The sequence below is a fragment of the Rhodococcus sp. 1R11 genome, assembly GCF_004563845.1.
Lineage (GTDB): Bacteria > Actinomycetota > Actinomycetes > Mycobacteriales > Mycobacteriaceae > Rhodococcoides.
Window position 1 is genome coordinate 153,235 of record NZ_SPNG01000012.1, and the last position, 26,765, is coordinate 179,999.

Consider the following 26,765-nt stretch of genomic DNA (forward strand, 5'->3'; position numbering starts at 1 on the left):
ATGAACGGTCGGATCGGCCTACGCGTCGTCCACGACCACGCGCGGGGCAACACTGGTGAGGAGTCATAGTTCAGATGAGTTCGGATGGATCGACCGGCACACCGTCCGAGTCGGGCGGCCGAGTGGGTGGGCGGTCGAGCCGCCCCAGGCCTACCCGTGCACGACCCACCCGACAGCGTCCGGCTCGCACGGTTGCGCTGCCGACTCTGCTGGCCGCGGCGGTGGAAAAGAACCCGGACGGTACCGCGGTGGAATTCGGCACCCGGTCGCTCACCTATCGGGAAATCGACTCCCGGTCGTCCAGGCTCGCGCGGCTGCTCATCGAACGCGGGGTCGGCCCCGAGGATTTCGTGGCTTTGGCACTGACCCGTTCGATCGAATCGGTCACGGCCGTGTGGGCCGTGGCGAAGACCGGTGCTGCGTTCGTGCCCATCGACCCGAATTACCCGGCTGCCCGCATCACACACATGGTGAACGACTCCGGCGTTCGGATGGGTCTCACTGCAACACAATTCGAGGAATCGATGCCGACGTCGGTGTCGTGGATCAGCCTCGACTCGTCCGACACCGAAGACGCGCTCGAGGGGTTGTCCGACGAACCCGTCGTGGCAGACGACCGACGGTCGCAGATTCGCCCGTCCACACTCGCGTACGTCATCTATACCTCCGGCTCGACCGGTCTGCCGAAAGGCGTGGCCGTCTCCCACGCCGGACTGGCTCCGCTCAGCTCCACTCAGGTCGAGACTTTCGGGCTGGACTCCGATTCGCGCACACTGCATTTCGCATCACCCAGCTTCGACGCGTCGGTGCTGGAGCTACTGATGGCGGTGGGCGCAGGCTCGACGATGGTCATCGTCCCGCCCGGCGTCTACGGCGGTTCCGATCTGGGCGACATGCTCCGTCGCCACCGCGTCAGCCATGCGTTCATCACCCCGGCAGCGCTGGCATCACTCGATCCGGCAGAGGTGCCCGACATGCGAGTGCTCGCGATCGGCGGCGAAGCCTTCACCTCGGAGTTGATGTCGAAGTGGGCACCGGGCAGACGTTTTCACAACGTCTACGGCCCCACCGAAGCGTCGATGGTATGCAACATCTCGCCGCCGCTGAACGCCGGCGAAGCCGTGCTGCTCGGGCCGTCCACGAAGGACATGGGCTACCACGTTCTCGACGACCGGTTGCGGCAGGTACCCGCCGGGGTGCCGGGGGAGCTGTATCTGACCGGTGCCGGCCTCGCGCGGGGATATCATCGACGATTCTCGCTGACCGCGGCGCGATTCGTTGCCAATCCTTATGCAACCGAGGGTAGCTCGGATCAGAGTCGACTGTACCGCACCGGCGACCTGGTGCGCTGGCGGGAAGTGGCGTCCGGACGCACTCTCGAATACTTGGGCCGCAACGACTTTCAGGTCCAGATCCGAGGCTTCAGGATCGAGCTCGGAGAAATCGATGCCGTTCTCACGGCGCAGGACGGGGTCGATTTCGCAGTGACCCTCGGCCACCGCAGCCCCACCGGCGCAACCGTTCTCGCAGCCTACGTACTGCCGTCGGCAGGGGTGGACGTCGACCTGGACCGGGTGCTGGACGAGGCCGGCCGCAGTCTGCCTGCACACATGGTGCCCTCGGTGATCACGCGGATCGATTCGATCCCGCTGACTCCCACCGGCAAGCTGGACCGAGACGCATTGCCGGAACCGGTGTTCGAGGCCGCGGAGTTCCGGGCCCCCTCGACCCCCACCGAACACGTCGTGGCCGATATCTTCGTCGAGCTGCTCGGGACCGAACGGGTCGGCCTGGACGACGACTTCTTCGCGCTCGGCGGCAACTCCCTGATCGCCACACAGCTCGCCGCTCGATTGGGTTCGGCTCTGGGCGTCCATGTTCCGGCGCGCTCGGTGTTCGAGTCCTCCACCGTGGAGGCCCTGGCGCAGGCCGCCGATTCGGCCGATGGTCCGGTTCGCGCCGCGCTCGACACGTCGAGGCAGCGGCCCGAGCGAATTCCGCTGTCGTCCGCACAGCAGCGAATGTGGTTCCTCAACCGCCTCGACACCGATTCCGCTCTGAACAACGTGCCGGTCGCTCTGCTGCTGCGCGGAGAACTGGATGTCGACGCGCTGCAGGCCGCCGTAGGAGACGTCGTCGGGCGACACGAAACGTTGCGCACCGTGTACCCGGAGATCGACGGTGTCGGCTACCAACAGGTGCAGGACGAGGCCGAGGCGCACGTCGGGATGGACGTGGTCCGCATCGCTCGCGACGACGCGCTTGCTGCGGTCACACAGTTCTTCACCCGGGGATTCGACGTCACCGTCGAGATCCCGTTTCGTGTCCGGCTGTTCCACATCACGGACCCCGCCGGTGCAGCACCGGAGTACGTGCTGGCCTTCGTTGCCCACCACATCTCGGCGGACGGGCTCTCGATGGCTCCGCTGTCCCGAGACGTCATGACGGCGTACCTCGCGCGGCGCGGCGGATCGGCACCGCAGTGGCCACCGCTTCCTGTCCAGTACGTCGATTACACACTCTGGCAACTCGACATGCTCGGCTCCGAATCGGATCCGAAGTCGGTGGCCCGCAAGCAGATCGACTATTGGCGCCGCACGCTCGACGGCCTCCCCGAGCAGTTGGATCTACCCTCCGACCGGCCGCGCCCGCGGGTCGCATCGGGACAGGGGGCGGTGACGGCGTTCGAGATCGACGCTGACCTGCACGCCCGCGTGCTCGAGTGTGCACGCGAGCACGACGCCACCGCGTTCATGGTGGTGCACGCAGCGCTGGCGGTGCTGCTGGCCACGTTGTCCGGGACGGCTGACATCGCCGTTGGAGCACCCGTGGGTGGGCGCGGCGACGCACGGTTGGACGACCTGGTGGGCATGTTCGTCAACACGGTGGTCCTGCGAACACAGATTGCCCAGGATGCCCCGTTCGGCTCTGTACTCGATGCCGTACGTACCTCCGACCTGGAGGCTTTCGACAATGTGGACGTGCCCTTCGAGCGTCTTGTCGAGGTACTCGATCCGGTGCGTTCACAAGGGCGGCACCCGCTGGTCCAGGTGGCGTTGTTCTTCCAGAACTTCTCCCAGGGGTCGTTCGAGCTCCCCGATCTCGGCGTCGAGGCATTCGGTTCAGGGGCGGCGTCGGCGAAGTTCGATCTTCAGGTGACGCTCACCGAACTCGGGGACGGCGCAGGTCTGGTCGGCGAGCTGATGTACGCGACGGATCTGTTCGACGAATCGACGGTGGCGTCGTTCGGGCGACGGCTGGTGGCTGTTCTCGAGGCAGCGACCGCTCGTCCGAATGTTGTGGTCGGTGATATCGACGTTCTCGATTCGGCCGAGCGCGAACGAATCGTGTTGCGAGGCAACGGCGACGAGGTGGCTGTCTATTCCGGCGAGGTGTTGTTGGACGGCTTCGACCGCGTGGCGGCCGACACGCCCGACGCGGTTGCGGTGGTGTTCGGTGAACGGTCGCTGACGTATCGGGAGTTCTCGGCTCGGGTGGACGCGACTGCGCAGCTGTTGCAGGAGCACAGTGCCGGGCCCGGTGTTCTGGTGGGGCTCGCGATGCGGCGGTCCGTCGAGTTGGTCGTCGGCATGTATGCGGTGCTGCGGTCGGGCGCGGCGTACGTTCCGGTGGACCCGGATCAGCCGACCGAACGTAACGACTACATTCTCGACACGGCCTCTCCGGCGGTCGTGTTGTCCACTGCACGAGACGAATTCGTCACTGCCACCACAGTTCCGGTGGTCGACATCACGGACCCGCCGGAGCCGTCCGAGTCGGTGGTGTTTCCGCGAGCCTCCGGGGACGACCTGGCGTACGTGTTGTTCACTTCCGGGTCGACCGGTCGTCCGAAGGGCGTGGCGATCGAACACCGGGCCATCGTCAACCAGATGGCCTGGATGGCGCAGGAATACGGACTCGATGCGTCGGATGTGTACCTGCAGAAGACGGCGACGACGTTCGATGTCTCGCTGTGGGGCTTCTTCCTGCCGCTGCGAACCGGCGGTCGGTTGATCGTTGCGGCCCCGGGCGCGCAGCGTGACGTCGAGGCGGTCGCCGCCGATATCGCGCGGCACGGAGTGACCGTGACGGACTTTGTGCCGTCGATGCTGACGGTGTTCGTCGAAGCGGTGTCGGCGCAAGCCATTTCGTCGCTGCGCCATGTTTTCGTCATCGGTGAGGCGCTGCCCGCGGGTACCGTCGATGCCTGGCGGGCAGTGTCGGATGCGCGGGTGCACAATCTGTACGGGCCGACCGAGGCGGCGGTCAGCGTCACCTATCGCGATGTCTCCAAGGACGGGGCGCGTTCCGGATCGGGGCCCGGATCGGTCTCCATCGGTGTGCCCGAGTGGAACACGTCGGTGTACGTACTGGATGCGCGGTTGCATCCGGTACCCGCGGGCGTTCCGGGGGAGTTGTACTTGGCGGGTGTGCAGTTGGCGCGGGGTTACGTGGCGCGGCCCGATTTGTCGGCGGAGCGGTTCGTGGCGAACCCGTTCGGCGATGCGGGGGCGCGGATGTATCGCACGGGTGACCTGGTGCGGTGGTCGATGGATTCCGATCGGCTCGAGTACATCGGTCGCACCGACTTTCAGGTGAAGTTCCGCGGGCAGCGAATCGAGTTGGGAGAGATCGAGACTGCGCTGACCGCGCGGTCGTCGGTGAGCCAGGCTGTCGTCGTGGTGTCGAATTCGGCGGTGGGCGAGTCGCTGGCGGCGTACCTGGTTCCTACACCCGGCATCGACATCGACGTCGAGGTCGTTCGGGCGGAGGCGGTGTCCGCGCTGCCGTCGTACATGGTTCCGTCGGCCTTCGTCGTGCTCGACGCTCTACCGCTCAACGCTGCGGGAAAGCTGGATCGTCGTGCGCTGCCTGCTCCGGAATTCGAGACCCGCGAGTTCAGGGCCCCGCAGACACCGGTAGAGGAAGCAGTTGCCGGAGTTTTCGCGGATGTTCTGGGAGTCGAACGAGTAGGACTCGACGACGACTTCTTCGCGCTCGGCGGCAATTCGCTGATTGCGACTCGGGTGGTGTCACGCCTCGGTTCGGTTCTGGGGGTGAAGGTCGCGCTACGTGCGCTTTTCGAGGCACCGACCGTGGCGGAGCTGGCGGTCCGGGCGACCTCCGGCGTGGGTGGCGGTGCAGGTGTTCCGTTGACTCCACGAGAACGACCGGATTCCGTTCCGTTGTCGATGGCGCAGCAGCGTATGTGGTTCTTGAACCGGTTCGAGCCCGAATCGGCGGCTTACAATCTGCCGATCGTGATTCGTTTGTCCGGACGGCTGAACGTCGCTGCGTTGGAAGCGGCTGCCAGGGACATCGTGGCCCGTCACGAGACACTGCGGACGGTGTATCCGGAGGGCAGTTCGGGACCGAGTCAGGTCGTGCTTCCGGTCGCAGAATCATTCGTATGGCATGGCGTCGAACCGACCGACGATGTCGGCGTGATGAACCGAGTACTGCAGATCGTGGGTGAGGGATTCGACGTCACGTCGGTAGTTCCGGTGCGCGTGGAGCTGCTCCGAGTTCGTCCGGACGAATTCGTCTTCGTACTCGTGGTGCATCACATATCGGCCGACGGTTCGTCGATGGCACCCTTGGCTCGAGATCTGATGGTTGCGTATGCGGCTCGTGCCGAAGGCGAGGTGCCGAGCTGGCGTCCGCTACCGGTTCAATACATCGACTACACGCTGTGGCAGCGCGAGGTGCTGGGCACCGAATCCGATGACAGTTCGTTGATGTCGAAGCAGCTGACGTTCTGGAAGGACGCGCTTGCCGATGCACCCGATCAGCTGAAGCTGCCCACCGATCGTCCGCGGCCGACGGTCCAGTCGTACGCCGGCGCGCGGCTGCAGTTCGCGATCGACGCGGACCTGCATCGATCGTTGGAGGCACTGGGGAGGCGACACAACGCATCGTTGTTCATGGTGTTGCATGCGGCGTACGTGGTGTTGCTCGCGCGAGTTGCTGCTGTCGACGACGTCGTGATCGCAACCCCGGTCGCGGGACGTCCCGATGAGCAGCTCGAAAATCTCGTCGGGCAGTTCGCGAACACGCTCGTGTTGCGCACTCGAGTCGATTTCGGTGCGTCGTTCGATTCGTTGTTGGCTTCTGTCAAAGAGCGTGATCTCGATGCGTTCGGTCACGCCGATGTACCGTTCGAGCGTCTGGTCGAGGCGATCTCTCCGGCACGATCGACCTCGCATCAACCGCTGGCTCAGGTCGGATTCTCCTTCCAGAATTTCCGCCGCGACGAGCTCGTCCTGAACGGTCTGACGATCGGACCGGTCGATTTCGAGTTCGACACCTCGCAATACGACATTCATCTGATCCTCAGCGACGGTTACGACGAACACGGTGAGGGCACGGGAGTCGGTGGTGTGTTGACCTACTCCACCGATCTGTTCGACGAGGCAAGCGTGGCTGTTCTGGCGGAGCGGTTCCGGTCCGTTCTTTCGTCCGTTGCGTCGGATTCGGCACTGCCAGTAGGCGATATAGAGGTCATGACAGACAGTGACCGGGTCTCGATGGACTCGGGCATCGCCGGTCTCGCGACGCCGATCGATCCCCACGACACGTTGGCCTCGCTGTTCGACGAGCAGGTCGCCGCCAACCGCGACAGCATTGCGGTGATCTACGAAGACACGACGCTGACGTACGGCGAGTTCGATGCACAGGTCAACCGGCTGGCTCGGCACCTGACCACGATGGGTGTCGGCCCCGAAGTCCTTGTCGGGCTGCACATCCGGCGCTCCGTCGAATTGCTCGTGGCCATGTACGCCGTGACCAAGGCCGGCGGTGGGTACGTTCCCCTGGATCCCGACCAGCCGGTCGACCGATCGAACTATGTGCTCGATACCGCCGGGGTCGTTGTGGTGTTGACGACCACCCGAGACGTGTTGCCACAGTCGATGTCGACGGGGCGCACGGTGGTTCCGGTCGATGTGGTCGACCTGACGACGTATTCGTCGGCACCTGTTCGCGCCGACGAACGTCGCGGAGCGTTGACTGCCGGGTCCACGGCGTACGTGATCTTCACTTCCGGTTCGACGGGACGTCCGAAGGGGGTCGTCATCGAGCACCGGGCAATTGTGAACCAATTGCTCTGGAAGAGAGATTGTTTCGGTTTGGGTACGGGCGACGTGTCGATCATCAAAACCGTGGCGACGTTCGACCTGTCGGTGTGGGAATTCTGGTCGTCGTTGACTTCCGGAGGTGCCGTAGTGCTGGCATCGAACGACAGCTACCGCGATCCGGCCTACCTGCTCGAGCTGATGGCACGGCATTCGGTGACGACTGTGCATGCCGTGCCATCGATGCTGTCCGCTTTGACTGCGTCGGGGAACGTCCCCGCTCGCAGGGTGCTCGCAATCGGTGAGGCCCTACCGGTGGAGGTCGCCGCGTCGGTCGATCGGTCCGAATCAGTAGAGGTGTACAACCTGTACGGTCCGACCGAGGCCGCGGTCTCGGTGACCTTCCACAAGGTGCTCGGCAGCGACAGCGATGTGGTCCCGATCGGCCGGCCGGAGTGGAATACGTCCGCGTACGTCTTGGATTCACGATTGCATCCAGTGCCTGCCGGGGTTCCGGGGGAGCTGTACCTCGCGGGGGTACAGCTGGCTCGTGGTTACGTGTCGCGGCCGGACCTGTCCTCGGAGCGCTTCGTTGCCGACCCGTTCGGTAGTGCGGGTAGCCGTATGTATCGCACCGGCGATGTCGTATCGCGTAGAAACGACGGCGAATTGGTGTTCATCGGCCGTACCGATGATCAGGTCAAGGTGCGAGGCTTCCGAATCGAGCTGGGCGAGATCGATCACGCGCTGCGAACGCTCGCGGGTGTGTCCGATTGTGCAGTCGTGGTCCGGGACAGTGGTCGTTCCGGCGAACAGATAGTCGCCTACGTGGTCGGCGGGTCGGGTGACGTTCTCGACACGGCCGACCTCCGCGCCCGACTGAGCGCGCTCGTACCGTCGTACATGGTTCCGGCCGGCTTCGTCGTACTCGATTCGTTGCCGCTCACCGTGAACGGCAAGCTCGATCGTCGTGCGTTACCCGATCCGGTGTTCGAGCCCCGAGTGTTCAGAGCTCCGTCGACACCGGAGGAGCTCGCCGTTGCGGCAGCGTTTGCCGACGTACTCGGTATCGAACGGGTGGGGTTGGACGACGACTTCTTCTCACTCGGTGGCAACTCGCTTCTCGCAGTGACGCTGGTGTCCAGGCTTCGTGCCGAACTCGACGGCGGACCGATCCCACTCACGTGGGTGTTCGTCGATTCATCGGTGTCCGCGCTGGCGGCGCGTGTTGCCGAACGTGGCGCGCACGAATCTCGGGGCACGGAACTCAGCGGACTCGAGATTCTGATACCGCTGCGAGTAGGTGGTTCCTCGGCCCCACTGTTCTGCATCCACCCCATCGTCGGTCTGTCCTGGGCCTTCGGCGCTCTGGCGGCGCACGTCGGAGACGATCGCCCGATCTACGGGCTGCAGTCGCCTGCACTCTCGGGTACCGAACCGATGCCGCAGTCGTTGGAACAATGGGCCGCCCTGTTCGTGGACAAAATTCGCACCGTCCAACCGTTCGGCCCGTATCACCTGTTGGGTTGGTCCATGGGTGGAGCGATTGCGCACGCTATGGCCGTTCGATTGCAGCGTGAGGGCCAGGAGGTCTCGACGCTGGCCCTGATGGACTCGTTCGTCGCAGGTAACACCGACCACGTCGTGGACAGGCCGGTATCGGTGGACGAGATGCTCGGTGGTCTGGGCATCGCTACCGACGACCAACTCGAGATCGGGGGACTGACAGTCGACTCGGTGGCCGAACTGTTGAAGACGATGCCGGCACCCTTCGACTCGATTTCCCGTGAGCGGGTCGCCGAGATACTCGACGGGATCGCGCACTCGGCAGAGCTCCTCGACTCCTATGTGCCACAAACCTTCACCGGACGGGCGCTGCTGTTCGCATCGGTCACCGACGATCCCACGGGCGAAGCGGCAGCGGCCTCGTGGCACGGTGCACTCGGTGAGGGCGTGACGGTTGTTCCGGTCCACTCGACACACTGGCAGATGGCGTCATCGCCGGCATTGACCGAGATCGGGCCCGTGCTGGACGCGGAATTGCGGCGGTAGCCCGTCCGGCAACGACGAAGGCCTCACGACATCATGTTGTGAGGCCTTCGTTCCGCGTATGTGCGGATGTTCAGCAGGGTGCCGGTGTGGTGGCTGCGTAGTCGGGATCGAGTGCGGTCTTCACCATGTACAGGGGAACGGGATCGGCGACGAGACCGACGTGCGACGTCGTCGCCGTGGGGCACACGTCCTGAACCCAGACGTTGTGGACCATCGCAGGATCGCCGGACTTGAGGAAGGTGTTGGCCGGCGGTGTCGAGACGGTGTCGTTGCGCGTGGCGATGACGGTGTATTCGACCCCGGGTTGGACGTCTCCGCCCTCGTTCAAGCTCGTGAGCGTCGTCGAACCGACGAGTTGCTGGGCACCCGCCATGTTGTACGTCAGCGGGGTGATCGCATCGCCGGGCAGGCCGAGCGAGGTGAGCAGTTCGGAGAGCTGCTGCAAACCACCGAAGGTTGTGCCGTGGTTGGTGGCACCCAGTGTGACCAGTGTGTGCACCTTGTTGCGGGCGGGGTCCTGCGCATCGGTTCCGCCATCGAACTTCATGTACTGCCGAGTGGCGGTTCCGCCCTGCGAATGGCCGACCATGTCGACTTGCTCGGCACCGGTCGCCGCTAGTACTTCGTCGACGAAACGGCCGATCTGTCGGCCTGACTCAGCGATGTCGCCGGAGCCCCAGATGGTCGTGGTCGGGTCGAGCAGCAGCGGCACTCCGCCGTAGTTGGGCGCGAAGACGCAGTACCCCTCGCTCTTCAGCTGCGGCGCCAAGATCTTCCACGTCGACGCATCCATCTTGGTTCCGTGGACGAGCACGACCGGACGGGGATGGGCCGCGCTGGGAACGCAGCCGAAGTCGTTGGCACCCTCGAGCGCAGGCGTCGCGGAAACCGAGGTGCCGGTGGGCGACGGTGCAGCGACCGCTGTGCCTGCCCCGGTGAAGGACAGGGCACCGGCCACCGCGACAGCAACCGCCGTGGGCAATACTCTCGTGAACTTCTTCGGCATGGCCTCTATCTCGTCTGGGGCGTCGGATCCGCCACTGTCACCTGCGTCTACGGTATCGACCGTAACAGCCGGACATGTTGTCGTAACAGTCGTGCAGAACAAGACTGCAGTTCGGGCGGGCCGTCGGGCCAACGCGTGTGGCGGACATCACCAACCGAAGGTGCCGTATCTGATGCCGGCGCGAATCTCACCGACTCGGATGACGAACGCGCGCAGCCAATGGCCCCGAGACATCCCGGTGAGCGACGTCGGCAACAAGGGATTACGCAGCAGCAGTGCCATCCACCAAATAGCGACCCGTCCCACTTTCAAGGCCGGGCAGCCCTGCGGACGGTAGATTCCGCGCAGCTTGGCGAAGCCGAACCCGAGACGAAAGGACTGTCGCAGGAGAGGGCGTAACTCGTCGCGCAGTCGGTACGCCACCACTGCCTCGGTACTGAACCCCAGGGTGTAACCCGCGAGTTGCGCACGCCAACTGAACTCGACATCTTGGCTCGCTCTGTAACGGTTGTCCATACCGCCGAGATCGCTGTACACCGATGCCCAGCAGGCCATGCTTGCGCCGATCGCGAACGGTAGGAAGTCGGTGCTGCCCTGCTTCTCCGGCGGCACAGTGGGAGTCCACGACAGCGCCCGGGCACTGTTGAGCGTCTCGGTTTCGACCGCGGTACCGACTACGTCGAAGGACGATGCCTTCTGCACCAGCGTGGTGAGCCACGACGCATGCACGACATCGTCCGAGTCGCAGAAAGCCAACAGGTCACCGGACGCCTCTCGGGCGCCGCAGTTGCGTGCGTAGCCGGCTCCGGTCTCGCGGGAAGCATCGACCGACCTGAGCCGCAGCCGCTCTTGCAAAGGATGGGTGACTACGTACTCGCCGAGGTCCCCGGCCCGCGTGTTGTCCGCGATGAGCACCTCGAACGGAAACCCGAAATCCTGGTCGGCCAGAGCCTGTAACTGTGCGTCCAACTGTGGTCCCAGGCTCCCAACCGGGACTATCACCGATACCGATGGATGCTCAACTCGTGCCTGGTCGACCACAACAAACCCCCCGATGAAGAAAATGGCGGCCGGGCGGAGCGATCAGCCCGACGCGGATGCCTTCTTGTACCCCCGGATCGCAGGGTAGAGGAAGATCACGACCATTCCCAGAGACCACGCAAGAGTTTGGAGAACCGGAGTCATGACGGGCCCTCCGAGAGCCAGCGCGCGCATGGCGGAGACCGCAACCGACATCGGCTGCGCTGCAACCACCGGCTGCAGCCAGAGCGGATACGCGAGGACGGGGACGAATCCCGCATTGAAGAACATCAACAGCGTGCAGAAGATCGACACCACCTCGACCAGTGGTGCGTCGCCGGCCGCCGTGGCCAGGAACGTGATCATGACTGCGAACCCGATACCGAACACGACCGGAATGAGGAGCAACAAGATGCCGGCCTGAATTCCCTGGGTGAACCTGAACCCCAGTGCTACACCGGCACAGATGATGACCACGGTGGTCACAAGCACTCGAACCGCTTCGGCGATCATCCTGCCCAGTAGGCCGGCCGCACGGTGAGTGGGCGTTGTCCAGAACCGAGCCAACAGACCCGACTTTCGTTCGCCCTTGAGGCCGACAGCACTGACGATGGACCCGAACATGGCTCCGACCAGAGCGATCATCGGCACCTGGCCGTAGATCGCCGGCGATCCGGTGGCCGCGGAAATCGAGTTCCCGAGCACGACACGGAACATGACCAGCATCAACGCGGGGTACAACAACGCCTGAATCATCGTCGACGGATCGCGCATCCATCGCATCAGAAGTCGCTTGGCCTGGATCAGGCTGTGTGTCCCGAGCGCACGAATCGACCCTTCTCGCAGAGCCATGTTGGGTTCGGGAAAGGTCAACTTGGATACGCGTGCAGCGTTCACCGACGCTTCTGTCATCGTCATCTCGGACTCGTCATTCTGGTCTCGAGCTCGCCCAGATGGCGAGCGGGACGAAGAACAGGAGTAGGCCGCCAACCCAGGCGAGGGATGGCCACAACACCTGGAAGCTGACTCCGCCCTCGGCCATGTCACGCATAGCGAACGAGAACTGCGAAATCGGTTGATTGCGAACGAACGGTCGGATGAGTTCCGGGAAACCGCTTTCGGGAACGAATCCGCACGAGGCCATGCCGAGGATGAGCTGGGGCAGGGTCAACACCTGGCTGGTCGCTTCGGGGCTCTTCGAGAGCGTTCCGATTGCATCGGCACCGACCGACAACGTGGTGCTGATCAGCATGGCGAGCGCGCAGAACAACAGGGCCTGACCGAATCCTGCAGAGAAGCGAAAGCCGATGACGTAGCCGAAACCGAGTGCGGATACGAGAGATACCAGCGAACGAACGACACCACTCGAGATTCGCGACACCAGCGGGACACCGCGTACGACGGGCATCGTCTTCAACCGAGAGTTGAGTCCACTCATCGCCTCCGTCGATGCCCTCTGCGCGGCGGAGATGGCAGTGAACGCCATTGCCTGCAGCACGATGATCGGCATCAGAAACTGTGCGTAGTCGATGCCCTGCAGGCCCATCACGAACTTGAGCGGAAGGTAGAAGCCGATAGTGAAGATCAGCGGAGCGATGACCGCGATCAGCAGCTCACCTTGGGTGAGCATCGTCCACAGTGCACGCCCGGTCAGCGCCTGCCACTGCACGAAGCCGGACGGCCGCGTTCGTGACCGGCGCTTGGGCTGCTGCGTCGTCGACCCGGTGGTTGTCCTGGGAGCGGTGACCGCACGCGTATTCGAGACGCCTCGCGTCGTGGCCGTCACGGTGTGGGGCTCGCTTGCGAATGGCCGGTGAGGGTCAGGAAGACGTCGTCGAGCGAGGGGCGGCGCAACGCGATGTCGGCCAACACGATCCCACGGGCATCGATACGGCGGAGGATCTCGGACAGGGTCGCGGCACCGTCGGGGGCAGGAACGGACAGGCGATCGGATGCGGCAGTGATCTCGGCGTGTACGGCCGGAGGCACCATGTCACCCAGCGCCTCGGCAGCTGCTCGCAGCTGACCAGGATCGAGGGGCACCACTTCGCAGTAGCTACCGCCGGTCATGGCCTTGAGCTGATCGGACGTGCCCTCGGCGATGACCGTCCCCTTGTCGATGACAATGATGTTGTCGCTCAATACGTCTGCTTCTTCGAGGTATTGCGTCGTCAACAACACGGTGATGCCCTGCGCCTTGAGCGCCTCGACCAACGACCACACACCTTGCCGGCTGCGAGGGTCGAGTCCGGTGGTCGGCTCGTCCAGGAACACGACTTCGGGACGCACGACCAGGCCGCACGCGATGTCGATGCGACGGCGCATACCGCCTGAATAACCCCGGACCGGACGCTTACCGGTATCGGACAGGTCGAATTCGTCGAGCAGGGCCTTGGCGCGAGCCTTCGCAGCCTTCTTGTCCAGACCCATGAGGCGACCGAACAATTCGATGTTCTCGCGCCCCGAAAGAGTGTCGTCGAGGGCGGCGTACTGACCCGTCATCATGATCGATCGACGCACCGCAGGAGCGTCGGCAGCAACATCGTGACCGGCGACGAAGGCCCGGCCACTGTCGGGCGCGATCAACGTGGAGAGCACCTTGACGGTCGTGGTCTTGCCCGCACCGTTGGGTCCGAGAATGCCGAGCACGGTTCCCCGCTCGGCAGAGAAGCTGATGCCGCGCAGCGCATGCACGTCGCCGAAGGACTTGTGTACGTCCTCCACGTGTACGGCTGCGTGCTGAGCTGACGACATCGGATCTCCGAGCTGTGGGGTGAATGGGGCCGGGGCAGTGCCGGGGCCCGTGGAGGGAGGGCCACTACTTGATACGGGAACTGCCGGGAAATGTTACCTGTGGATTGCAGTCGCAGATGTTCTGCCGTCAGCCCCAATCGATATCGATACTGTCCTCGACGTCCAGCTTTCGGCACAGGGATCGCAGTCCGCTGTAGTCCTGGACCAGCGCTCGACGGCTCCTGTCGGCCTCGACGTCGGCGATCATGGCCTCGGCTCCACGGATTCCTTCGAGTTCGAGAATGCGCGCCCAGGTCGAGAAGTCGCTGCTCGAGAACGCATCCATGCCGTCGACGAGGCCGTCGAGGAACTTCTGTCGATCGTTGGGTCCGAGCCTGTCGAAGACGATCGCCGCCATGTCGTCGGCAATGGATGCGTGGCAGTACTCGTCGCGATTGTGCAGTTTGACCGTCGCCCGATTGATCGGCTGAATGACGTCGTCGTCCTCGATCAGATCGAGGTATGACGTGATGGAGATCTCTGCAACCGTCATGAAGGCGAGCGAACTGATCGCCGCAGACCACGGGTCGTCGCTGGTCGCCTGAGCGGTCCGCTGGCGACGGACGGTGGAACTGAACGGCAGCGATCGTTCGGACAACGCCCAACCGCGACCGCGACGGGTCGCCGCACTCGCATTGAGGTGCATCAGCGTGTGGTACTGCTCGTCCACCATGGCCTGAGTCACCGCGACCGCGAGGGTGTCGCCCATCCCGGTCTCGAACACATCCTGGGCCAGCAGCGAAAATCCCGGATGGACAACGTGCTGCTCGACATCCATGACGTTCTTGTTGAACGCGATCCAGCCCCAGGCCCGCAGGCGATCCTGCTGCTCCGGTTCGGCACCGAGGAATGTGTCGTGTTCACCGAACGGGATCAAGGCGTCGGGGAAATCTCGCTTGGTCGTGTCGAACAAATCGTCCAACTGGGGTTCGGGCTTCTTGACGGTGGCACGCTGCGACCAGTTCTTCGCCAACCGCGCTACGACCGCGCTCTCGACGACATCGTGGGGGTCGTGCTCCGGCAAGGTCGGCTGTTCCAACATCGTGTGCCCCGCCTCCGCGTCAGACCGGCGATCACGAATTGCCGCCGGAACCTCGAACGATACCGAACAACTCGGCACAGACGGATCGATAGCGATCGGCGGAGCCGCCGAGCGTACTGCCCGCTCGGGTCATCAGTTCGGCGAACTCGGACCCCGAGCCGGATTCGACGGTCTCGCCGAGCAGTTGCGTCGCGCGGTGCAGTGCCGCCCTCGCGTCGGCGGCGTGCGGGTTGCCTGCCTGAACGTCCCAGTACACCTCGGGCTCCCCACCGGTGATGCGTGCGAGGACGGCGAGCATCGTCGTATGTGGGGGAGGAGCGATGGCATCGATGTCGTCGAACGGCAGATCGAGCTCGGCCAGAGCGAGACCGAACGCGAGAACACTGGCGTGGGTGAGCGCCTGAGTCGCCGCAGCGAGTCGGTCGTGACGCTCGGCGTCGAGGAGAACAGTCCGGCCACCCCAGTGCTGCAGTCTGTCGACGAACGCGTCGACAGAGGTGCCGGGACGGTGCACGACGACGGCAACGGGGCGTCCGTTCATGCCCAGGGACGGTGCGAACATCGGGTTGATGCCCAGCGTCGGGCCGAGATGCCCGCCGTGGCCGACGTGCTGCGAGTAGCCGGACTTGACCGACAACGTCTCCACCAGCAGAGCGTCGGGGCGTATTGCGGTCAGGTCGGCCGACAGTGCCACGTTCTCGGGCACAGCGAGCACGACCGTCGAGGCAGCCGCCAGGGCGGCTACGACTCGGTGGCCGGGTGCGGTGATGTCGCCGACCAGTGTCGAGCCGTCGACCGATGTCGGATCGGATCGAGCGTCGACGACGGTCACCTGCCCTCCGTCGCCGCGCAGGAGGTCGACCAGCAGCCGGCCGACGGCACCGGAGCCACCGATCACCACTACCGAGTTCTGCTGCGCCGATCTCGTCACCGTGTTCATCGGTCGAGTATGTCAACGAGGGGCTGCAGATACCCAGATCGTGATGTCGGCGTGGACCACCTCGACGCCCGCGCTGTCCCGGATGGCCACGGGAACTGCGATCTCGCACCCGTCGGTGATCGTCGCGAAATCGGGGATGGTCTCGAGTTCTGCCACCGCGCGCAGTGACGTGGTCGCTTTCGCCAGGTACTGGACGGTCATCGACTTCGGGATCCAGCGGTGCGACGTCGGAACGGTGGCCTCGGCGAGCATCCCCATTGCGACCTCGGCGAGATTGCACGCGGCGATCGCGTGGAACGTGCCCAGGTGGTTGCGGATCCCCAACCATTTCGGGGCCGTGACCTCGCAGCGCCCCGGTTCCAGCGCAACCACCCGCGGCAGCACGGACGCGAAGTAGGGCACCCGAAGACACAAGCCGATGGAGAACACGGTGGATCCGATAGTGTTGTTCGGCAGCTTCGACCAGGCGCGGTATGTGGCCCCGGTGGTGGTGGCGACTGTGTTCATGGGCTTACCTTACTGCTGAGTAAGGTCGTGCCGGGTACGCGGATCGACCCCGAGTTGATCTGTCGCGCTCACTGCGGCATACTGGTCGGGTTGCCTGGACACGGGACGCGCTTGCGTGCGGCCTGAACCAGGTGAGTCGATCGAAGGATCGGCTGAGCAGAACATGAGACCAGCGCTCCACGTGAGCGCGTCCGGACCACCAGCTCGATCGGTGTGGATTTCCTTCCTCGGATGGTTGAAGCGAAAGTTTCAGCGCAGAAGAATGAGCGGAATCGCGACACGCCCGACCGCGTGGACCGGAGAACCATGACAGATGAAGAGCGGCAACGGATACAGGTCACGCCTGGTCGTCAACGTTTTTCACTGTCGTGTGTGCACGAAGGCAGTTCGAGTCGGAGGGATTCCCCCGGCTCGGGGACTGTGCAGACGAGGTGGAGCAGGCCGAACGGCCCGTTCTACGACCAAGCGGCAAGAAAAGGACACTAAGCGTGGCGGGACAAAAGATCCGCATCAGGCTCAAGGCCTACGACCATGAGGCGATCGACGCGTCAGCGCGCAAGATCGTCGAAACGGTCACCCGTACGGGTGCCCGCGTCGTCGGACCGGTGCCGTTGCCGACAGAAAAGAACGTGTACTGCGTCATCCGTTCGCCGCACAAGTACAAGGACTCGCGCGAACACTTCGAGATGCGTACTCACAAGCGGCTCATTGACATCCTCGACCCGACACCGAAGACGGTGGACGCGCTCATGCGCATCGACCTCCCGGCCAGTGTCGACGTCAACATCCAGTGAGCGCGGAGACAACGATGACTGATAACAAGAACCGGCCTGCGACAGGAATTCTGGGCACCAAGCTCGGAATGACCCAGGTCTTCGACGAGAACAACCGCGTCGTTCCGGTGACCGTGATCAAGGCAGGCCCCAACGTGGTCACCCAGATCCGCACCCAGGAACGTGACGGCTACAGCGCCGTCCAGGTCGCATTCGGTGCGATCGACCCGCGCAAGGTGAACAAGCCCACCACCGGCCAGTTCGAGAAGGCAGGTGTCACGCCGCGTCGCCACATCGTGGAGATTCGCGTTGCCGACGCCTCGCAGTTCGAGGTCGGCCAGGAGCTCACGGCTGCAGTGTTCGAGGACGGCGCATACGTCGACGTCACCGGCACCAGCAAGGGCAAGGGTTTCGCCGGAACCATGAAGCGTCACGGCTTCAAGGGACAGGGCGCGAGCCACGGTGCACAGGCTGTGCACCGTCGTCCCGGATCCATCGGTGGCTGTGCAACGCCGGGTCGCGTGTTCAAGGGAATGCGCATGTCCGGACGTATGGGTGGCGACCGCGTCACGACGCAGAACCTCTCGGTCCACAAGGTGGACAGCGAGAACGGTCTGCTGCTGATCAAGGGAGCGATCCCGGGCCGTCGCGGCAACGTCGTGATCGTCAAGTCTGCATTGAAGGGTGGTGCACGGGCATGACCAGCCTCGAGAAGAACACCGAGACCAAGCTGACGCTCGATGTCAAGGAAGCCGGCGGCAAGACCAACGGCACCGTCGATCTCCCCGCGGAGATCTTCGACGCACCGGCGAACATCGCGCTGCTGCACCAGGTCGTCATCGCACAGCTGGCAGCTGCTCGTCAGGGAACCCACTCCACGAAGACTCGTGGCGAGGTTCGCGGCGGCGGCAAGAAGCCGTACCGGCAGAAGGGCACCGGCCGCGCCCGTCAGGGCTCGACCCGCGCTCCTCAGTTCGTCGGCGGTGGCACGGTCCACGGACCGCAGCCGCGCGACTACAGCCAGCGGACGCCCAAGAAGATGAAGGCCGCCGCACTGCGCGGAGCCCTCTCCGATCGGGCCCGCAGCGAGCGCTTGCACGTCATCACCGAATTGGTTGCCGGACAGGTTCCGTCCACCAAGGGCGCGAAGACGTTCCTCGCCGAGATCTCGGACCGCAAGAAGGTCCTGCTCGTCGTCGGCCGCGAGGACATCGCAGCCTGGAAGAGCGTCCAGAACCTGGGCGGCGTGCACCCCATCGCACCCGACCAGCTCAACACGTACGACGTGCTCAACGCCGATGATGTCGTTTTCAGCGTGGAAGCGCTGAACACCTTCATCGCTGGGCCTGCAAAGAACGAGGAGGCAAGCAAGTGACCACGATCGCCGATCCCCGCGACATCTTGCTGGCACCGGTCATCTCCGAGAAGTCCTACGGACTGATCGAAGAAGGCACGTACACGTTCCTGGTGCACCCGGACTCGAACAAGACGCAGATCAAGATTGCCGTCGAGAAGATCTTCGACGTCACCGTGACCAGCGTCAACACGATGAACCGTCAGGGCAAGCGTAAGCGGACCCGGTTCGGTTACGGCAAGCGCAAGGACACCAAGCGCGCGCTCGTAACGCTCTCCGCCGACAGCAAGCCCATCGAGATCTTCGGAGGTCCGGTCGCGTAAGCGACTGGGACTCTTCGGATATAGAGGACGAGAAGACTCATGGCAATCCGTAAATACAAGCCGACAACCCCGGGCCGTCGTGGCTCCAGCGTGTCCGACTTCGCTGAGATCACGCGTTCGACCCCCGAGAAGTCGCTGATCCGCCCGCTGCACGGTCGCGGTGGACGTAACGCACACGGTCGTATCACCACCCGGCACAAGGGTGGCGGTCACAAGCGTGCGTACCGTCTCATCGATTTCCGTCGCAACGACAAGGACGGCGTGCCGGCCAAGGTCGCTCACATCGAGTACGACCCCAACCGCACCGCGAACATCGCACTGCTGCACTTCGCAGACGGCGAGAAGCGCTACATCGTCGCACCCAAGGGCATCGCCCAGGGCTCGCCGATCGAGCAGGGTGCCAATGCCGACATCAAGCCCGGCAACAACCTGCCCCTGCGCAACATCCCGACAGGTACGACCATTCACGCGGTCGAGCTCCGTCCGGGTGGTGGCGCCAAGATGGCCCGCTCCGCCGGAGCGAGCATCCAGCTCCTCGGCAAGGAAGGCCCCTACGCCACGCTGCGTATGCCGTCCGGTGAAATCCGTCGCGTCGACGTGCGCTGCCGCGCAACCGTCGGCGAGGTCGGCAACGCCGAGCAGTCGAACATCAACTGGGGCAAGGCCGGCCGCATGCGCTGGAAGGGCAAGCGCCCGACCGTTCGTGGTGTCGTGATGAACCCGGTCGACCACCCGCACGGTGGCGGCGAGGGCAAGACCTCCGGTGGACGCCACCCGGTCAGCCCCTGGGGACAGCCTGAAGGCCGTACCCGCAAGAACAAGGCGAGCGACAAGCTCATCGTCCGTCGTCGTCGTACCGGCAAGAACAAGCGCTAGGAGGGAGTTCAGAATGCCACGCAGCCTGAAGAAAGGCCCGTTCGTAGACGATCACCTCCTCGCGAAGGTTGACGTCCAGAACGACAAGGGAACCAAGCAGGTCATCAAGACCTGGTCCCGTCGATCGACAATCCTCCCCGACTTCATCGGTCACACTTTCGCCGTCCACGACGGTCGCAAGCACGTACCGGTGTTCGTGTCCGACTCGATGGTCGGCCACAAGCTCGGAGAGTTCGCACCGACCCGCACGTTCAAGGGTCACATCAAGGACGACCGGAAGGCGAAGAGGCGATGACCAACTTCACCCCCACCGCCAATCCGACTGCCAAGGCCGTAGCGAAGCACGTTCGCGTCACGCCGATGAAGGCACGTCGCGTCGTGGATCTGGTTCGTGGGCGCTCCGTCGAGGACGCGCTCAACATCCTCAAGTTCGCGCCGCAGGCAGCGAGCGAGCCGGTCGCCAAGGTGATCGCGTCCGCAGCCGCCAACGCCGAGAACAACCTGGATCTCGATCCCAGCACGCTGATCGTCGCTACTGCATTCGTCGACGAGGGAACCACCCTCAAGCGATTCCAGCCGCGTGCTCAGGGCCGGGCATTCCGGATCCGCAAGCGCACCAGCCACATCACGGTGATCGTCGAAAGCCTGCCCAAGACCGGCGGAACGTCTCGTAACCGTCGTAAGGGCCAGGCGTCCAAGGAAGGGGCTCAGTAGTGGGTCAGAAAATCAACCCGCACGGCTTCCGCTTGGGTATCACCACTGACTGGAAGTCGCGTTGGTACGCAGACAAGCAGTACTCGGAGTACGTCAAGGAAGACGTCGAGATCCGTAAGCTCCTCGCCACCGGCATGGAGCGCGCGGGTATCGCCAAGGTCGAGATCGAGCGCACTCGTGACCGTGTTCGCGTGGACATCCACACGGCACGTCCGGGCATCGTCATCGGTCGCCGTGGCGCCGAGGCCGACCGCATCCGCGGAGCTCTCGAGAAGCTGACCGGCAAGCAGGTTCAGCTCAACATCCTCGAGGTCAAGAACGCCGAGTCCGAGGCTCAGCTCGTGGCCCAGGGTGTTGCCGAGCAGCTCAGCAACCGCGTCGCATTCCGTCGCGCAATGCGTAAGGCCATCCAGTCGGCCATGCGTCAGCCGAACGTCAAGGGCATTCGTGTTCAGTGCTCCGGCCGTCTCGGTGGCGCTGAAATGTCTCGCTCGGAGTTCTACCGCGAGGGACGCGTTCCCCTGCACACGCTCCGTGCCGACATCGACTACGGGCTGTACGAGGCCAAGACCACCTTCGGCCGCATCGGCGTCAAGGTCTGGATCTACAAGGGCGACATCGTCGGCGGACGGCGTGAACTCGCTGCCGCTGCGGCTCCGGCCGCCGGTGCAGACCGTCCCCGTCGTGAGCGTCCCACTCGTCCGCGTCGCAGCGGTGCCTCGGGCACCACGGCGACCAGCACCGAGGCCGGCCGCGCGGCATCCGCAACCGAGGCTCCGGCCTCGACCGAGCCCACTCAGGAGGGCTGACGCATGTTGATCCCCCGCCGGGTCAAGCACCGCAAGCAGCACCACCCGAAGCGTTCGGGTGCCGCCAAGGGCGGAACTCAGGTGACATTCGGTGACTACGGCATTCAGGCTCTCGAGCCCGCCTACATCACCAACCGTCAGATCGAGTCCGCTCGTATCGCGATCACTCGCCACATCAAGCGTGGCGGCAAGGTCTGGATCAACATCTTCCCGGACCGCCCGCTCACCAAGAAGCCTGCCGAGACCCGCATGGGTTCCGGTAAGGGTTCGCCGGAGTGGTGGATCGCGAACGTCAAGCCGGGCCGGGTGCTCTTCGAGCTGTCGTACCCCGACGAGACCATCGCGCGTGAGGCACTGACTCGCGCTATCCACAAGCTGCCCATCAAGGCACGCATCATCACCAGGGAGGAGCAGTTCTGATGGCTACCGGAACCCCAGCCGCAGAGCTCCGCGAGCTCACCGGTGAAGAGCTGGTCACCAAGCTGCGTGAGTCGAAGGAAGAGCTGTTCAACCTTCGTTTCCAGATGGCTACCGGCCAGTTGGACAACAACCGTCGACTGCGCGTGGTGCGCCACGAGATCGCGCGTATCTACACGGTGCTCCGCGAACGTGAGCTCGGCTTGGCCTCTGGTCCTTCCGAGGACACAGCAGGTGACGCAGCATGAGCGAGGAAAACACTGTGACTGAAGAGCGCAACAACCGTAAGGTCCGGATCGGCTACGTCGTATCCGACAAGATGGAAAAGACGATCGTGGTCGAGCTCGAGGACAGGGTCAAGCACCCCCTCTACAGCAAGATCATCCGTCGGACCACCAAGGTCAAGGCACATGACGAGAATGGCGTCGCCGGCGTAGGCGATCGCGTTCAGCTCATGGAGACCCGTCCGCTGTCCGCCACGAAGCATTGGCGACTGGTCGAGGTTCTCGAAAAGGCCAAGTAGCACCTGCACAGAAATGCCCGCTCCCTTCCCGGGGGCGGGCATTTGTGCTTTACGGAGCGGCGGCCTACCTGCCCAGCAAGCCGCCCAGCGCTCCGCCGACGCCGGCTTGCTCCCCGCCACCGGTACCGCCGACCAGTCCACCCGGCGGCTGTTCCGACGGCTGCACCACCACGAATCCCTGGCCGGCGAACTCCAGCGTGAACCGCTCTCCGGTCGATCGGCCGATCAAGGTGCCGAGCCCGAACGAGTCGTTCTTCTTCACCCTCGTCTGCAGAGACGACGACCACGCAACAGCTGCCTGTGGGTCGGCGAACGTAGGCTGATCGACGTTGAGCACCACCGGAACTCCGTCGGTGGTGATCGCGATACGGCCCCGGCCGGTGAACACACAGTTGAAGAATCCCGCGTTTCCACCTGCAGCGGCACCCTGGACACGCTTGATGTCGTAGCTCAGTGAGGACTCGAACGCGAGGACGTTGGCACCATTGATGGTGAGCCCGTCCGTACCGTCGAGATCGATCAGATGAACGTCCTGTGCTGCATTGGCGAGAAACAGGTCGCCCTGGCCCGTGACCTTCATCAGCGGGACGCCTTCGCCGGACAGGGCTTGCTTGAGGGCTCGACCTATACCCCCCGAGCCCTTGGCCTCGAACTGCAGATTGCCCTGGTACGCGACCATCGAGCCGGCCCGCGCCATGATCTCGCCGTTCATGCCGACCCGACACATCTTGTTGCCCTGTTTCTGAATCCCCGATCCGGGAACCTCGGCGTGGGCGGGCGCGAACAGTTCACTTCTCATGGCCAGGACTCCTTGTTGGACAGATGAATTCACGACTGCTTCGCTTCGGTGCGAGGGCGACACCGTCGGTGCCTCGGGTGCGGGCGGATTGTCGTCCTCGACGCTGATGCCGAATGCAGTGGCCAGGCCTGCCAACCCGTCGGCGTACCCCTGGCCCACCGCGCGGATCTTCCACAGCTGGTTGCGGCGATAGAACTCCAAGACGACGAGAGCGCTCTCGTCCCCGAGTGCGTCGGCGGTGAATCCGACCACCGCACTGCCCGACACGTCGGAGACGGTCACCGAGGTAGGGCCGGCGGCGGCGAACGTTGCCGGACCGCTACCGTCCAGCGATGCCGCGATGGCGACGGTCTCGACGCCGGTTGGAATCGCCGAGGGATCGATCAGGACGAGATGGCCGGACGGCCCGCGCTGATATTCGACACCCGGGCCCTCGGGCTGGTTGTAGAACACCAGGTCTGCGTCCGAACGGACTCGTCCGGCGGGCCCCAACAGCAGCGCCGATACGTCGACCGACGTCGAGGCGGCAAGTGTCACCGTCAGCCGGCCGGTCGGAGCGGGGCAGTTCTCTCCGGGAGCGAGGTTTTTCATCGAATCCAGTGTGCCAGTGTCGAGCGCGCGCTGTCAGGAACGTGCGAGTTCGGTGACTTCTTCCTCGGTCGGCGGGCTCTTCGGGTGGTAGGACAGGCACAGGGGAGTGGCGGTTCGACGGAACTCCGCGCCCTCGACGGCAGCGTAGAACTGCCCCGCGGGCAAACGGCCCACATCGGGTACCGAGCCGCCCTTGACGCGGGCCATCTCCTTGGCCGCCTCGACCTGGGACGGGCTGTTGAGCAGTCCGTAGAACTGCGTCGACGCGTTTCCGGCGATGCGGTTGTGCAACCCCTTCGGTGCCTGTGTGGCAAAGACGAGACCGAGACCGTATTTACGCGCCTGCGACGCCAGCGCGAGTGTGCTGTGTGTCGCTGCAGTCGTGCGATCGGAGGGGGCGAAGTTCTGCGCCTCGTCCATGACGAACAATCCGCCGAGGGGTCGGTCACCTGCCGGGTTCTTCTTGATCCAGGAGAACAGGCCCATCTGCAGCTGATTGACGAAGCTCTGCTTCTGCTCGTCGGTGGTCAGGCCCGCGAGATTGATCACCGATACTCGCGCCTTCTTTCCGTCGGCCGGAGTCAACAGCACTGCCGGGTCGACCGGGGTGCCCGCCCCTGCGAACATGGGGTCGTTGGCCACGGCAGCCTTGAGATTTTCGGCCAGTCCTTGCGCGATCCGAACGGCGTCGCGCATGTCGCTGGTGTCCTCGGGCAACTCTTCGAGCAGGTCGATGAAGTCCGGTAGCGTGCCGCCCTGTGGGCGTCGACCGAAGAGATCGAGCGCCGACTTCAGCACTGCGCGGCCGTGTTTCGCCTTCTGGGATGTACCCAGGACACCGGCGGCGGGCTCGAGTGAGGCCAATGCGGATTCGACGGAGGAATCGAACTCGTCGGCATCGCCGAGAACGCTGACGAAATCGGGCAGTGGCTGAAAGCTCAGCGGTCGGCCTGCCGACTTGCGGGGCGTCCACACCACGACGTCGGTGTCGCGTAGGTACGCCGTCGCCTTGGCCTCGTCACCCGGCGGCCACGTCCGTTCGTCCTCGGGCCACGCGGTGCCGAGTCGAGCCAAGTCGTTGTTGACGTCCAACACTATTGCCGAAACGCCCTGCAGTGCACATTCTTCCACCAGTCGGCGAATCAGAACCGTCTTCCCCGAGCCGGAACCCGCGAAGATCGCTGTGTGCTTACGGAGCGCTTCGAGTTGGATTGCGACGTCTGCGCCGGTGCTCACTTCCGAACCGACGACGATCGACGGCCGCCGGCTCGCGATCGGCTCGGCCGCGACGGTGGTCTCGGGTTCGATCAAAGCGGTGTCGTCGTCTACTACGCTGACCGCAGGCAGCACGGAGGAGAACAACTCGACCTCGTGTGCGGGCTTGCGCGCGAGCAACCACGACGTGAGTGCGGGGGAGTTCTCGGCCAGCAGCACCGACAGAGCCGCCAGGGACTTCCTGTCCTCGTCGCCGAACGGGACCACGATGCCACCTGCGCGTCGCAACGCGGCAATCGTCTGCTCCGTCTTCGCGCCGTTCGGCCACGGGGCGTTTCTGATCAGAATGAGCCGTCGACGGGGCATGTCGATGTGCAGTCCGGCTGTGGTCACCGCTCGCTCCACCCGGGCGAGCGCCGCCCGGGCATTGCTCGACGTGACCGCCCGGAAGCACCAGTGCTCCTCGTCGTCGGTGTCCGTATCGACGGTGTGGCGCAATCGAGCGTGCAGGGCGGGCTTGCCGCTCGGTGGTGGATCCTGAGCCAAGCTGTCGTCGGATGACTGGTGTTCGTGAATCCACGCAGTGAGCCCGGCCGACAACAGCGCGGGGACGATCGAGTCCTCACTGTCGGGGGCGAGGGGAACGGATACGTCCACCTGCTCGCGTAGTTGTCGGTATCGGTCGTCGAGGGCATCGAGTTCACTGACCCGAGCGGTGGGAAGCTCCGGCGCGTCGGTCGGGCCGGACTTGTCCGTGAAACTCTCCAGCTCCGACGCCACGCCGGTGTCGAGGCAGTGTCTGATGTGACGGTCGACCGCGATCAGCAGCTGCCGCGGAGTGAAGTCCGGGGCCTGCTCGAAGGCGTGTTCGGCGACGGGCCACGTCGGATGCGGCGGGTTGAATCCGGCCTCGAGAAAGCATGCCGCCAGACGGCGTCCCAGCAGGAGGCGACCGATGTCGGACGACGGAATCGGCTTGAGAGGCTGCGTCACTCGGAAGCGGTCGCGCATCGGTGCCACGCCGCGGGCGGCGATCAACTCCCATGCGCTCGACAGTGCCGAGAGAACCGACGCGGTGCGAGGAAGCGTTTCGCGCAGCGACATCAGACCGTGCGCCAATTGTTCGACGACCTTGTCTTCCTGTGCGTCGGCGAACTCCTGATCCGATCCCGTGCGGGATTGTGCGACCAACGTGTCGATCTGGTCTATCGCGAGAATTGTCGGGCCGGTGATGGCCAGCAAACGCGAGATGTTCTCGGCAATGCCCTGGTGGCCGAGCTCGGCCCGGCGGATACCCCAGGCCGAGAACTCGTCGGAATCGACGTCGTCGATCGATTGCAGGTATGCGTCACCGAGATCCTGAACTGCCGAATCCGGGGCGATGGACAGCACCAAGGCACGCAGAGTGTGCTGCGAGGTGCGCCGATGGCGCGGGTGCACCTTGTATACAGCGGTGACGAACTCGTTGAGCGTCTCGGCGTCGATCATGTTCTCGCCCATGATCTTCGCGCGCTGTTCGTCGGGAATGTCACCGATCGTGCACAGGCGTCGCAGCAGAAGTGCGAGTTGGCTGTCGGATCCTTGGCCGGAGGGCCGCATCAGGTCGTCCAGCATCCCCATGAGCGTCGATCGCCAGAAGCCCGCGGCGTCGAGCAGTCTGATCAGGAAGAAGTACCCGCCCTTCTGCTGCACCTCCTCGCGCACCTGCCCCAGCAGATGCGTCTTGCCGGATCCGGCCGGCCCGCGTACGACGACCCCGAGCGGACTGGCGTCATCCGATGTCTCCGCGTCGTCGTAGGCGTTCATCACTTCGAGGAACACCCGCTCGTGCATGCCGGGAACGTGCACGTTGGACTGCGAGCGCCACACGTCGTCGGGGGTCGGTGCCCAGCTCAGCCGTACCGATTCCAGAGCCCGTATCTGCTCGTTGTCCGTCAT

At 64.4% G+C, this 26,765-nt stretch carries 22 protein-coding genes; 12 read left to right on the top strand and 10 right to left on the bottom strand.

Annotated features, from left to right (window positions below):
• Positions 1–74: 74 nt before the first annotated feature.
• Positions 75–9,125 (top strand): non-ribosomal peptide synthetase, encoded by a 9,051-nt coding sequence (locus E4P29_RS20430; protein ID WP_245154427.1) that lies wholly within the window; start codon positions 75–77, stop codon positions 9,123–9,125.
• Positions 9,126–9,195: 70 nt separating this feature from the next.
• Here E4P29_RS20430 and E4P29_RS20435 read toward each other — a convergent pair whose 3' ends face one another.
• The 8 genes from E4P29_RS20435 to E4P29_RS20470 all read right to left on the bottom strand — a co-directional run bounded on the left by E4P29_RS20435 (position 9,196) and on the right by E4P29_RS20470 (position 16,433).
• Positions 9,196–10,131, bottom strand: coding sequence for an alpha/beta fold hydrolase (locus E4P29_RS20435; RefSeq protein WP_135046971.1), 936 nt, complete (start codon positions 10,129–10,131; stop codon positions 9,196–9,198).
• A 147-nt stretch (positions 10,132–10,278) separates the two neighbouring features.
• Complete coding sequence (locus tag E4P29_RS20440; protein ID WP_348539776.1) at positions 10,279–11,172, bottom strand: glycosyltransferase; 894 nt, start codon at positions 11,170–11,172, stop codon at positions 10,279–10,281.
• A gap of 42 nt (positions 11,173–11,214) precedes the next feature.
• Positions 11,215–12,069 (bottom strand): ABC transporter permease, encoded by an 855-nt coding sequence (locus E4P29_RS20445; protein ID WP_135046973.1) that lies wholly within the window; start codon positions 12,067–12,069, stop codon positions 11,215–11,217.
• Positions 12,070–12,079: 10 nt separating this feature from the next.
• Entirely contained in the window at positions 12,080–12,937 is an 858-nt protein-coding gene (locus tag E4P29_RS20450) for an ABC transporter permease (protein WP_135046974.1), read from the bottom strand.
• Positions 12,934–13,905: an ATP-binding cassette domain-containing protein gene (locus E4P29_RS20455; RefSeq protein WP_135046975.1), complete on the bottom strand. Its 972-nt coding sequence runs from the start codon at positions 13,903–13,905 to the stop codon at positions 12,934–12,936. Before E4P29_RS20455 ends, E4P29_RS20450 begins: the two co-directional genes overlap by 4 nt.
• A 127-nt stretch (positions 13,906–14,032) precedes the next feature.
• Positions 14,033–14,986, bottom strand: a complete 954-nt coding sequence (locus E4P29_RS20460) for a diiron oxygenase (protein ID WP_135046976.1) — start codon at positions 14,984–14,986, stop codon at positions 14,033–14,035.
• A 31-nt stretch (positions 14,987–15,017) separates the two neighbouring features.
• Complete coding sequence (locus E4P29_RS20465; protein ID WP_135046977.1) at positions 15,018–15,926, bottom strand: prephenate dehydrogenase dimerization domain-containing protein; 909 nt, start codon at positions 15,924–15,926, stop codon at positions 15,018–15,020.
• Between the two features lie 12 nt (positions 15,927–15,938).
• Positions 15,939–16,433 (bottom strand): hotdog fold domain-containing protein, encoded by a 495-nt coding sequence (locus E4P29_RS20470; RefSeq protein WP_135046978.1) that lies wholly within the window; start codon positions 16,431–16,433, stop codon positions 15,939–15,941.
• 488 nt (positions 16,434–16,921) lie between these two features.
• Between E4P29_RS20470 and rpsJ the strand changes: the two genes are divergently transcribed.
• The 11 genes from rpsJ to rpsQ are packed head-to-tail and all read left to right on the top strand — an operon-like array spanning position 16,922 to position 22,222.
• Positions 16,922–17,227: a 30S ribosomal protein S10 gene (rpsJ, locus tag E4P29_RS20475; protein WP_003938093.1), complete on the top strand. Its 306-nt coding sequence runs from the start codon at positions 16,922–16,924 to the stop codon at positions 17,225–17,227.
• 14 nt (positions 17,228–17,241) lie between these two features.
• Positions 17,242–17,907 carry a 50S ribosomal protein L3 gene (gene rplC / locus E4P29_RS20480; protein ID WP_027496309.1) on the top strand — a complete coding sequence of 222 codons (666 nt, stop codon included), beginning with the start codon at positions 17,242–17,244 and terminating at the stop codon, positions 17,905–17,907.
• Positions 17,904–18,581 (top strand): 50S ribosomal protein L4, encoded by a 678-nt coding sequence (gene rplD / locus E4P29_RS20485; RefSeq protein WP_135046979.1) that lies wholly within the window; start codon positions 17,904–17,906, stop codon positions 18,579–18,581. Before rplC ends, rplD begins: the two co-directional genes overlap by 4 nt.
• Positions 18,578–18,883 (top strand): 50S ribosomal protein L23, encoded by a 306-nt coding sequence (gene rplW / locus E4P29_RS20490; protein ID WP_027496310.1) that lies wholly within the window; start codon positions 18,578–18,580, stop codon positions 18,881–18,883. The genes rplD and rplW overlap by 4 nt, the downstream gene beginning before the upstream one ends.
• Before the next feature lie 39 nt (positions 18,884–18,922).
• Positions 18,923–19,759 carry a 50S ribosomal protein L2 gene (gene rplB / locus E4P29_RS20495; RefSeq protein ID WP_008718311.1) on the top strand — a complete coding sequence of 279 codons (837 nt, stop codon included), beginning with the start codon at positions 18,923–18,925 and terminating at the stop codon, positions 19,757–19,759.
• Between the two features lie 13 nt (positions 19,760–19,772).
• A complete protein-coding gene (rpsS, locus tag E4P29_RS20500; protein WP_008718309.1) occupies positions 19,773–20,054 on the top strand; it encodes a 30S ribosomal protein S19 in 282 nt (93 codons plus the stop codon).
• The gene (gene rplV, locus E4P29_RS20505) at positions 20,051–20,473 is read left to right on the top strand and encodes a 50S ribosomal protein L22 (RefSeq protein WP_027496311.1); all 423 of its coding nucleotides are present in this window, start codon (positions 20,051–20,053) and stop codon (positions 20,471–20,473) included. The genes rpsS and rplV overlap by 4 nt, the downstream gene beginning before the upstream one ends.
• Positions 20,473–21,282 carry a 30S ribosomal protein S3 gene (gene rpsC / locus E4P29_RS20510; protein WP_027496312.1) on the top strand — a complete coding sequence of 270 codons (810 nt, stop codon included), beginning with the start codon at positions 20,473–20,475 and terminating at the stop codon, positions 21,280–21,282. Before rplV ends, rpsC begins: the two co-directional genes overlap by 1 nt.
• A gap of 3 nt (positions 21,283–21,285) precedes the next feature.
• The gene (rplP, locus tag E4P29_RS20515) at positions 21,286–21,702 is read left to right on the top strand and encodes a 50S ribosomal protein L16 (RefSeq protein WP_027496313.1); all 417 of its coding nucleotides are present in this window, start codon (positions 21,286–21,288) and stop codon (positions 21,700–21,702) included.
• Complete coding sequence (gene rpmC / locus E4P29_RS20520) at positions 21,702–21,947, top strand: 50S ribosomal protein L29 (RefSeq protein WP_032376634.1); 246 nt, start codon at positions 21,702–21,704, stop codon at positions 21,945–21,947. The genes rplP and rpmC overlap by 1 nt, the downstream gene beginning before the upstream one ends.
• Positions 21,944–22,222, top strand: coding sequence for a 30S ribosomal protein S17 (gene rpsQ, locus E4P29_RS20525; RefSeq protein ID WP_135046980.1), 279 nt, complete (start codon positions 21,944–21,946; stop codon positions 22,220–22,222). The genes rpmC and rpsQ overlap by 4 nt, the downstream gene beginning before the upstream one ends.
• A gap of 64 nt (positions 22,223–22,286) precedes the next feature.
• Here the strand turns inward: rpsQ and E4P29_RS20530 are convergent, their stop codons facing one another.
• Positions 22,287–23,612, bottom strand: a complete 1,326-nt coding sequence (locus E4P29_RS20530) for an AIM24 family protein (RefSeq protein ID WP_135046981.1) — start codon at positions 23,610–23,612, stop codon at positions 22,287–22,289.
• Positions 23,613–23,645: 33 nt separating this feature from the next.
• Positions 23,646–26,765: a DUF87 domain-containing protein gene (locus tag E4P29_RS20535; protein ID WP_135047004.1), complete on the bottom strand. Its 3,120-nt coding sequence runs from the start codon at positions 26,763–26,765 to the stop codon at positions 23,646–23,648.

Coding starts and splice junctions, on each gene's coding strand:
- E4P29_RS20430 (WP_245154427.1), top strand. CDS start 75: ATGAGTTCGGATGGATCGACCGGCACACCGTCCGAGTCGGGCGGCCGA.
- E4P29_RS20435 (WP_135046971.1), bottom strand. CDS start 10,131: ATGCCGAAGAAGTTCACGAGAGTATTGCCCACGGCGGTTGCTGTCGCG.
- E4P29_RS20445 (WP_135046973.1), bottom strand. CDS start 12,069: ATGACGATGACAGAAGCGTCGGTGAACGCTGCACGCGTATCCAAGTTG.
- E4P29_RS20455 (WP_135046975.1), bottom strand. CDS start 13,905: ATGTCGTCAGCTCAGCACGCAGCCGTACACGTGGAGGACGTACACAAG.
- E4P29_RS20460 (WP_135046976.1), bottom strand. CDS start 14,986: ATGTTGGAACAGCCGACCTTGCCGGAGCACGACCCCCACGATGTCGTC.
- E4P29_RS20465 (WP_135046977.1), bottom strand. CDS start 15,926: ATGAACACGGTGACGAGATCGGCGCAGCAGAACTCGGTAGTGGTGATC.
- E4P29_RS20470 (WP_135046978.1), bottom strand. CDS start 16,433: ATGAACACAGTCGCCACCACCACCGGGGCCACATACCGCGCCTGGTCG.
- rplC (WP_027496309.1), top strand. CDS start 17,242: ATGACTGATAACAAGAACCGGCCTGCGACAGGAATTCTGGGCACCAAG.
- rplD (WP_135046979.1), top strand. CDS start 17,904: ATGACCAGCCTCGAGAAGAACACCGAGACCAAGCTGACGCTCGATGTC.
- rplB (WP_008718311.1), top strand. CDS start 18,923: ATGGCAATCCGTAAATACAAGCCGACAACCCCGGGCCGTCGTGGCTCC.
- rpsS (WP_008718309.1), top strand. CDS start 19,773: ATGCCACGCAGCCTGAAGAAAGGCCCGTTCGTAGACGATCACCTCCTC.
- rplV (WP_027496311.1), top strand. CDS start 20,051: ATGACCAACTTCACCCCCACCGCCAATCCGACTGCCAAGGCCGTAGCG.
- rplP (WP_027496313.1), top strand. CDS start 21,286: ATGTTGATCCCCCGCCGGGTCAAGCACCGCAAGCAGCACCACCCGAAG.
- rpmC (WP_032376634.1), top strand. CDS start 21,702: ATGGCTACCGGAACCCCAGCCGCAGAGCTCCGCGAGCTCACCGGTGAA.
- rpsQ (WP_135046980.1), top strand. CDS start 21,944: ATGAGCGAGGAAAACACTGTGACTGAAGAGCGCAACAACCGTAAGGTC.
- E4P29_RS20530 (WP_135046981.1), bottom strand. CDS start 23,612: ATGAAAAACCTCGCTCCCGGAGAGAACTGCCCCGCTCCGACCGGCCGG.
- E4P29_RS20535 (WP_135047004.1), bottom strand. CDS start 26,765: ATGACGGACAACGAGCAGATACGGGCTCTGGAATCGGTACGGCTGAGC.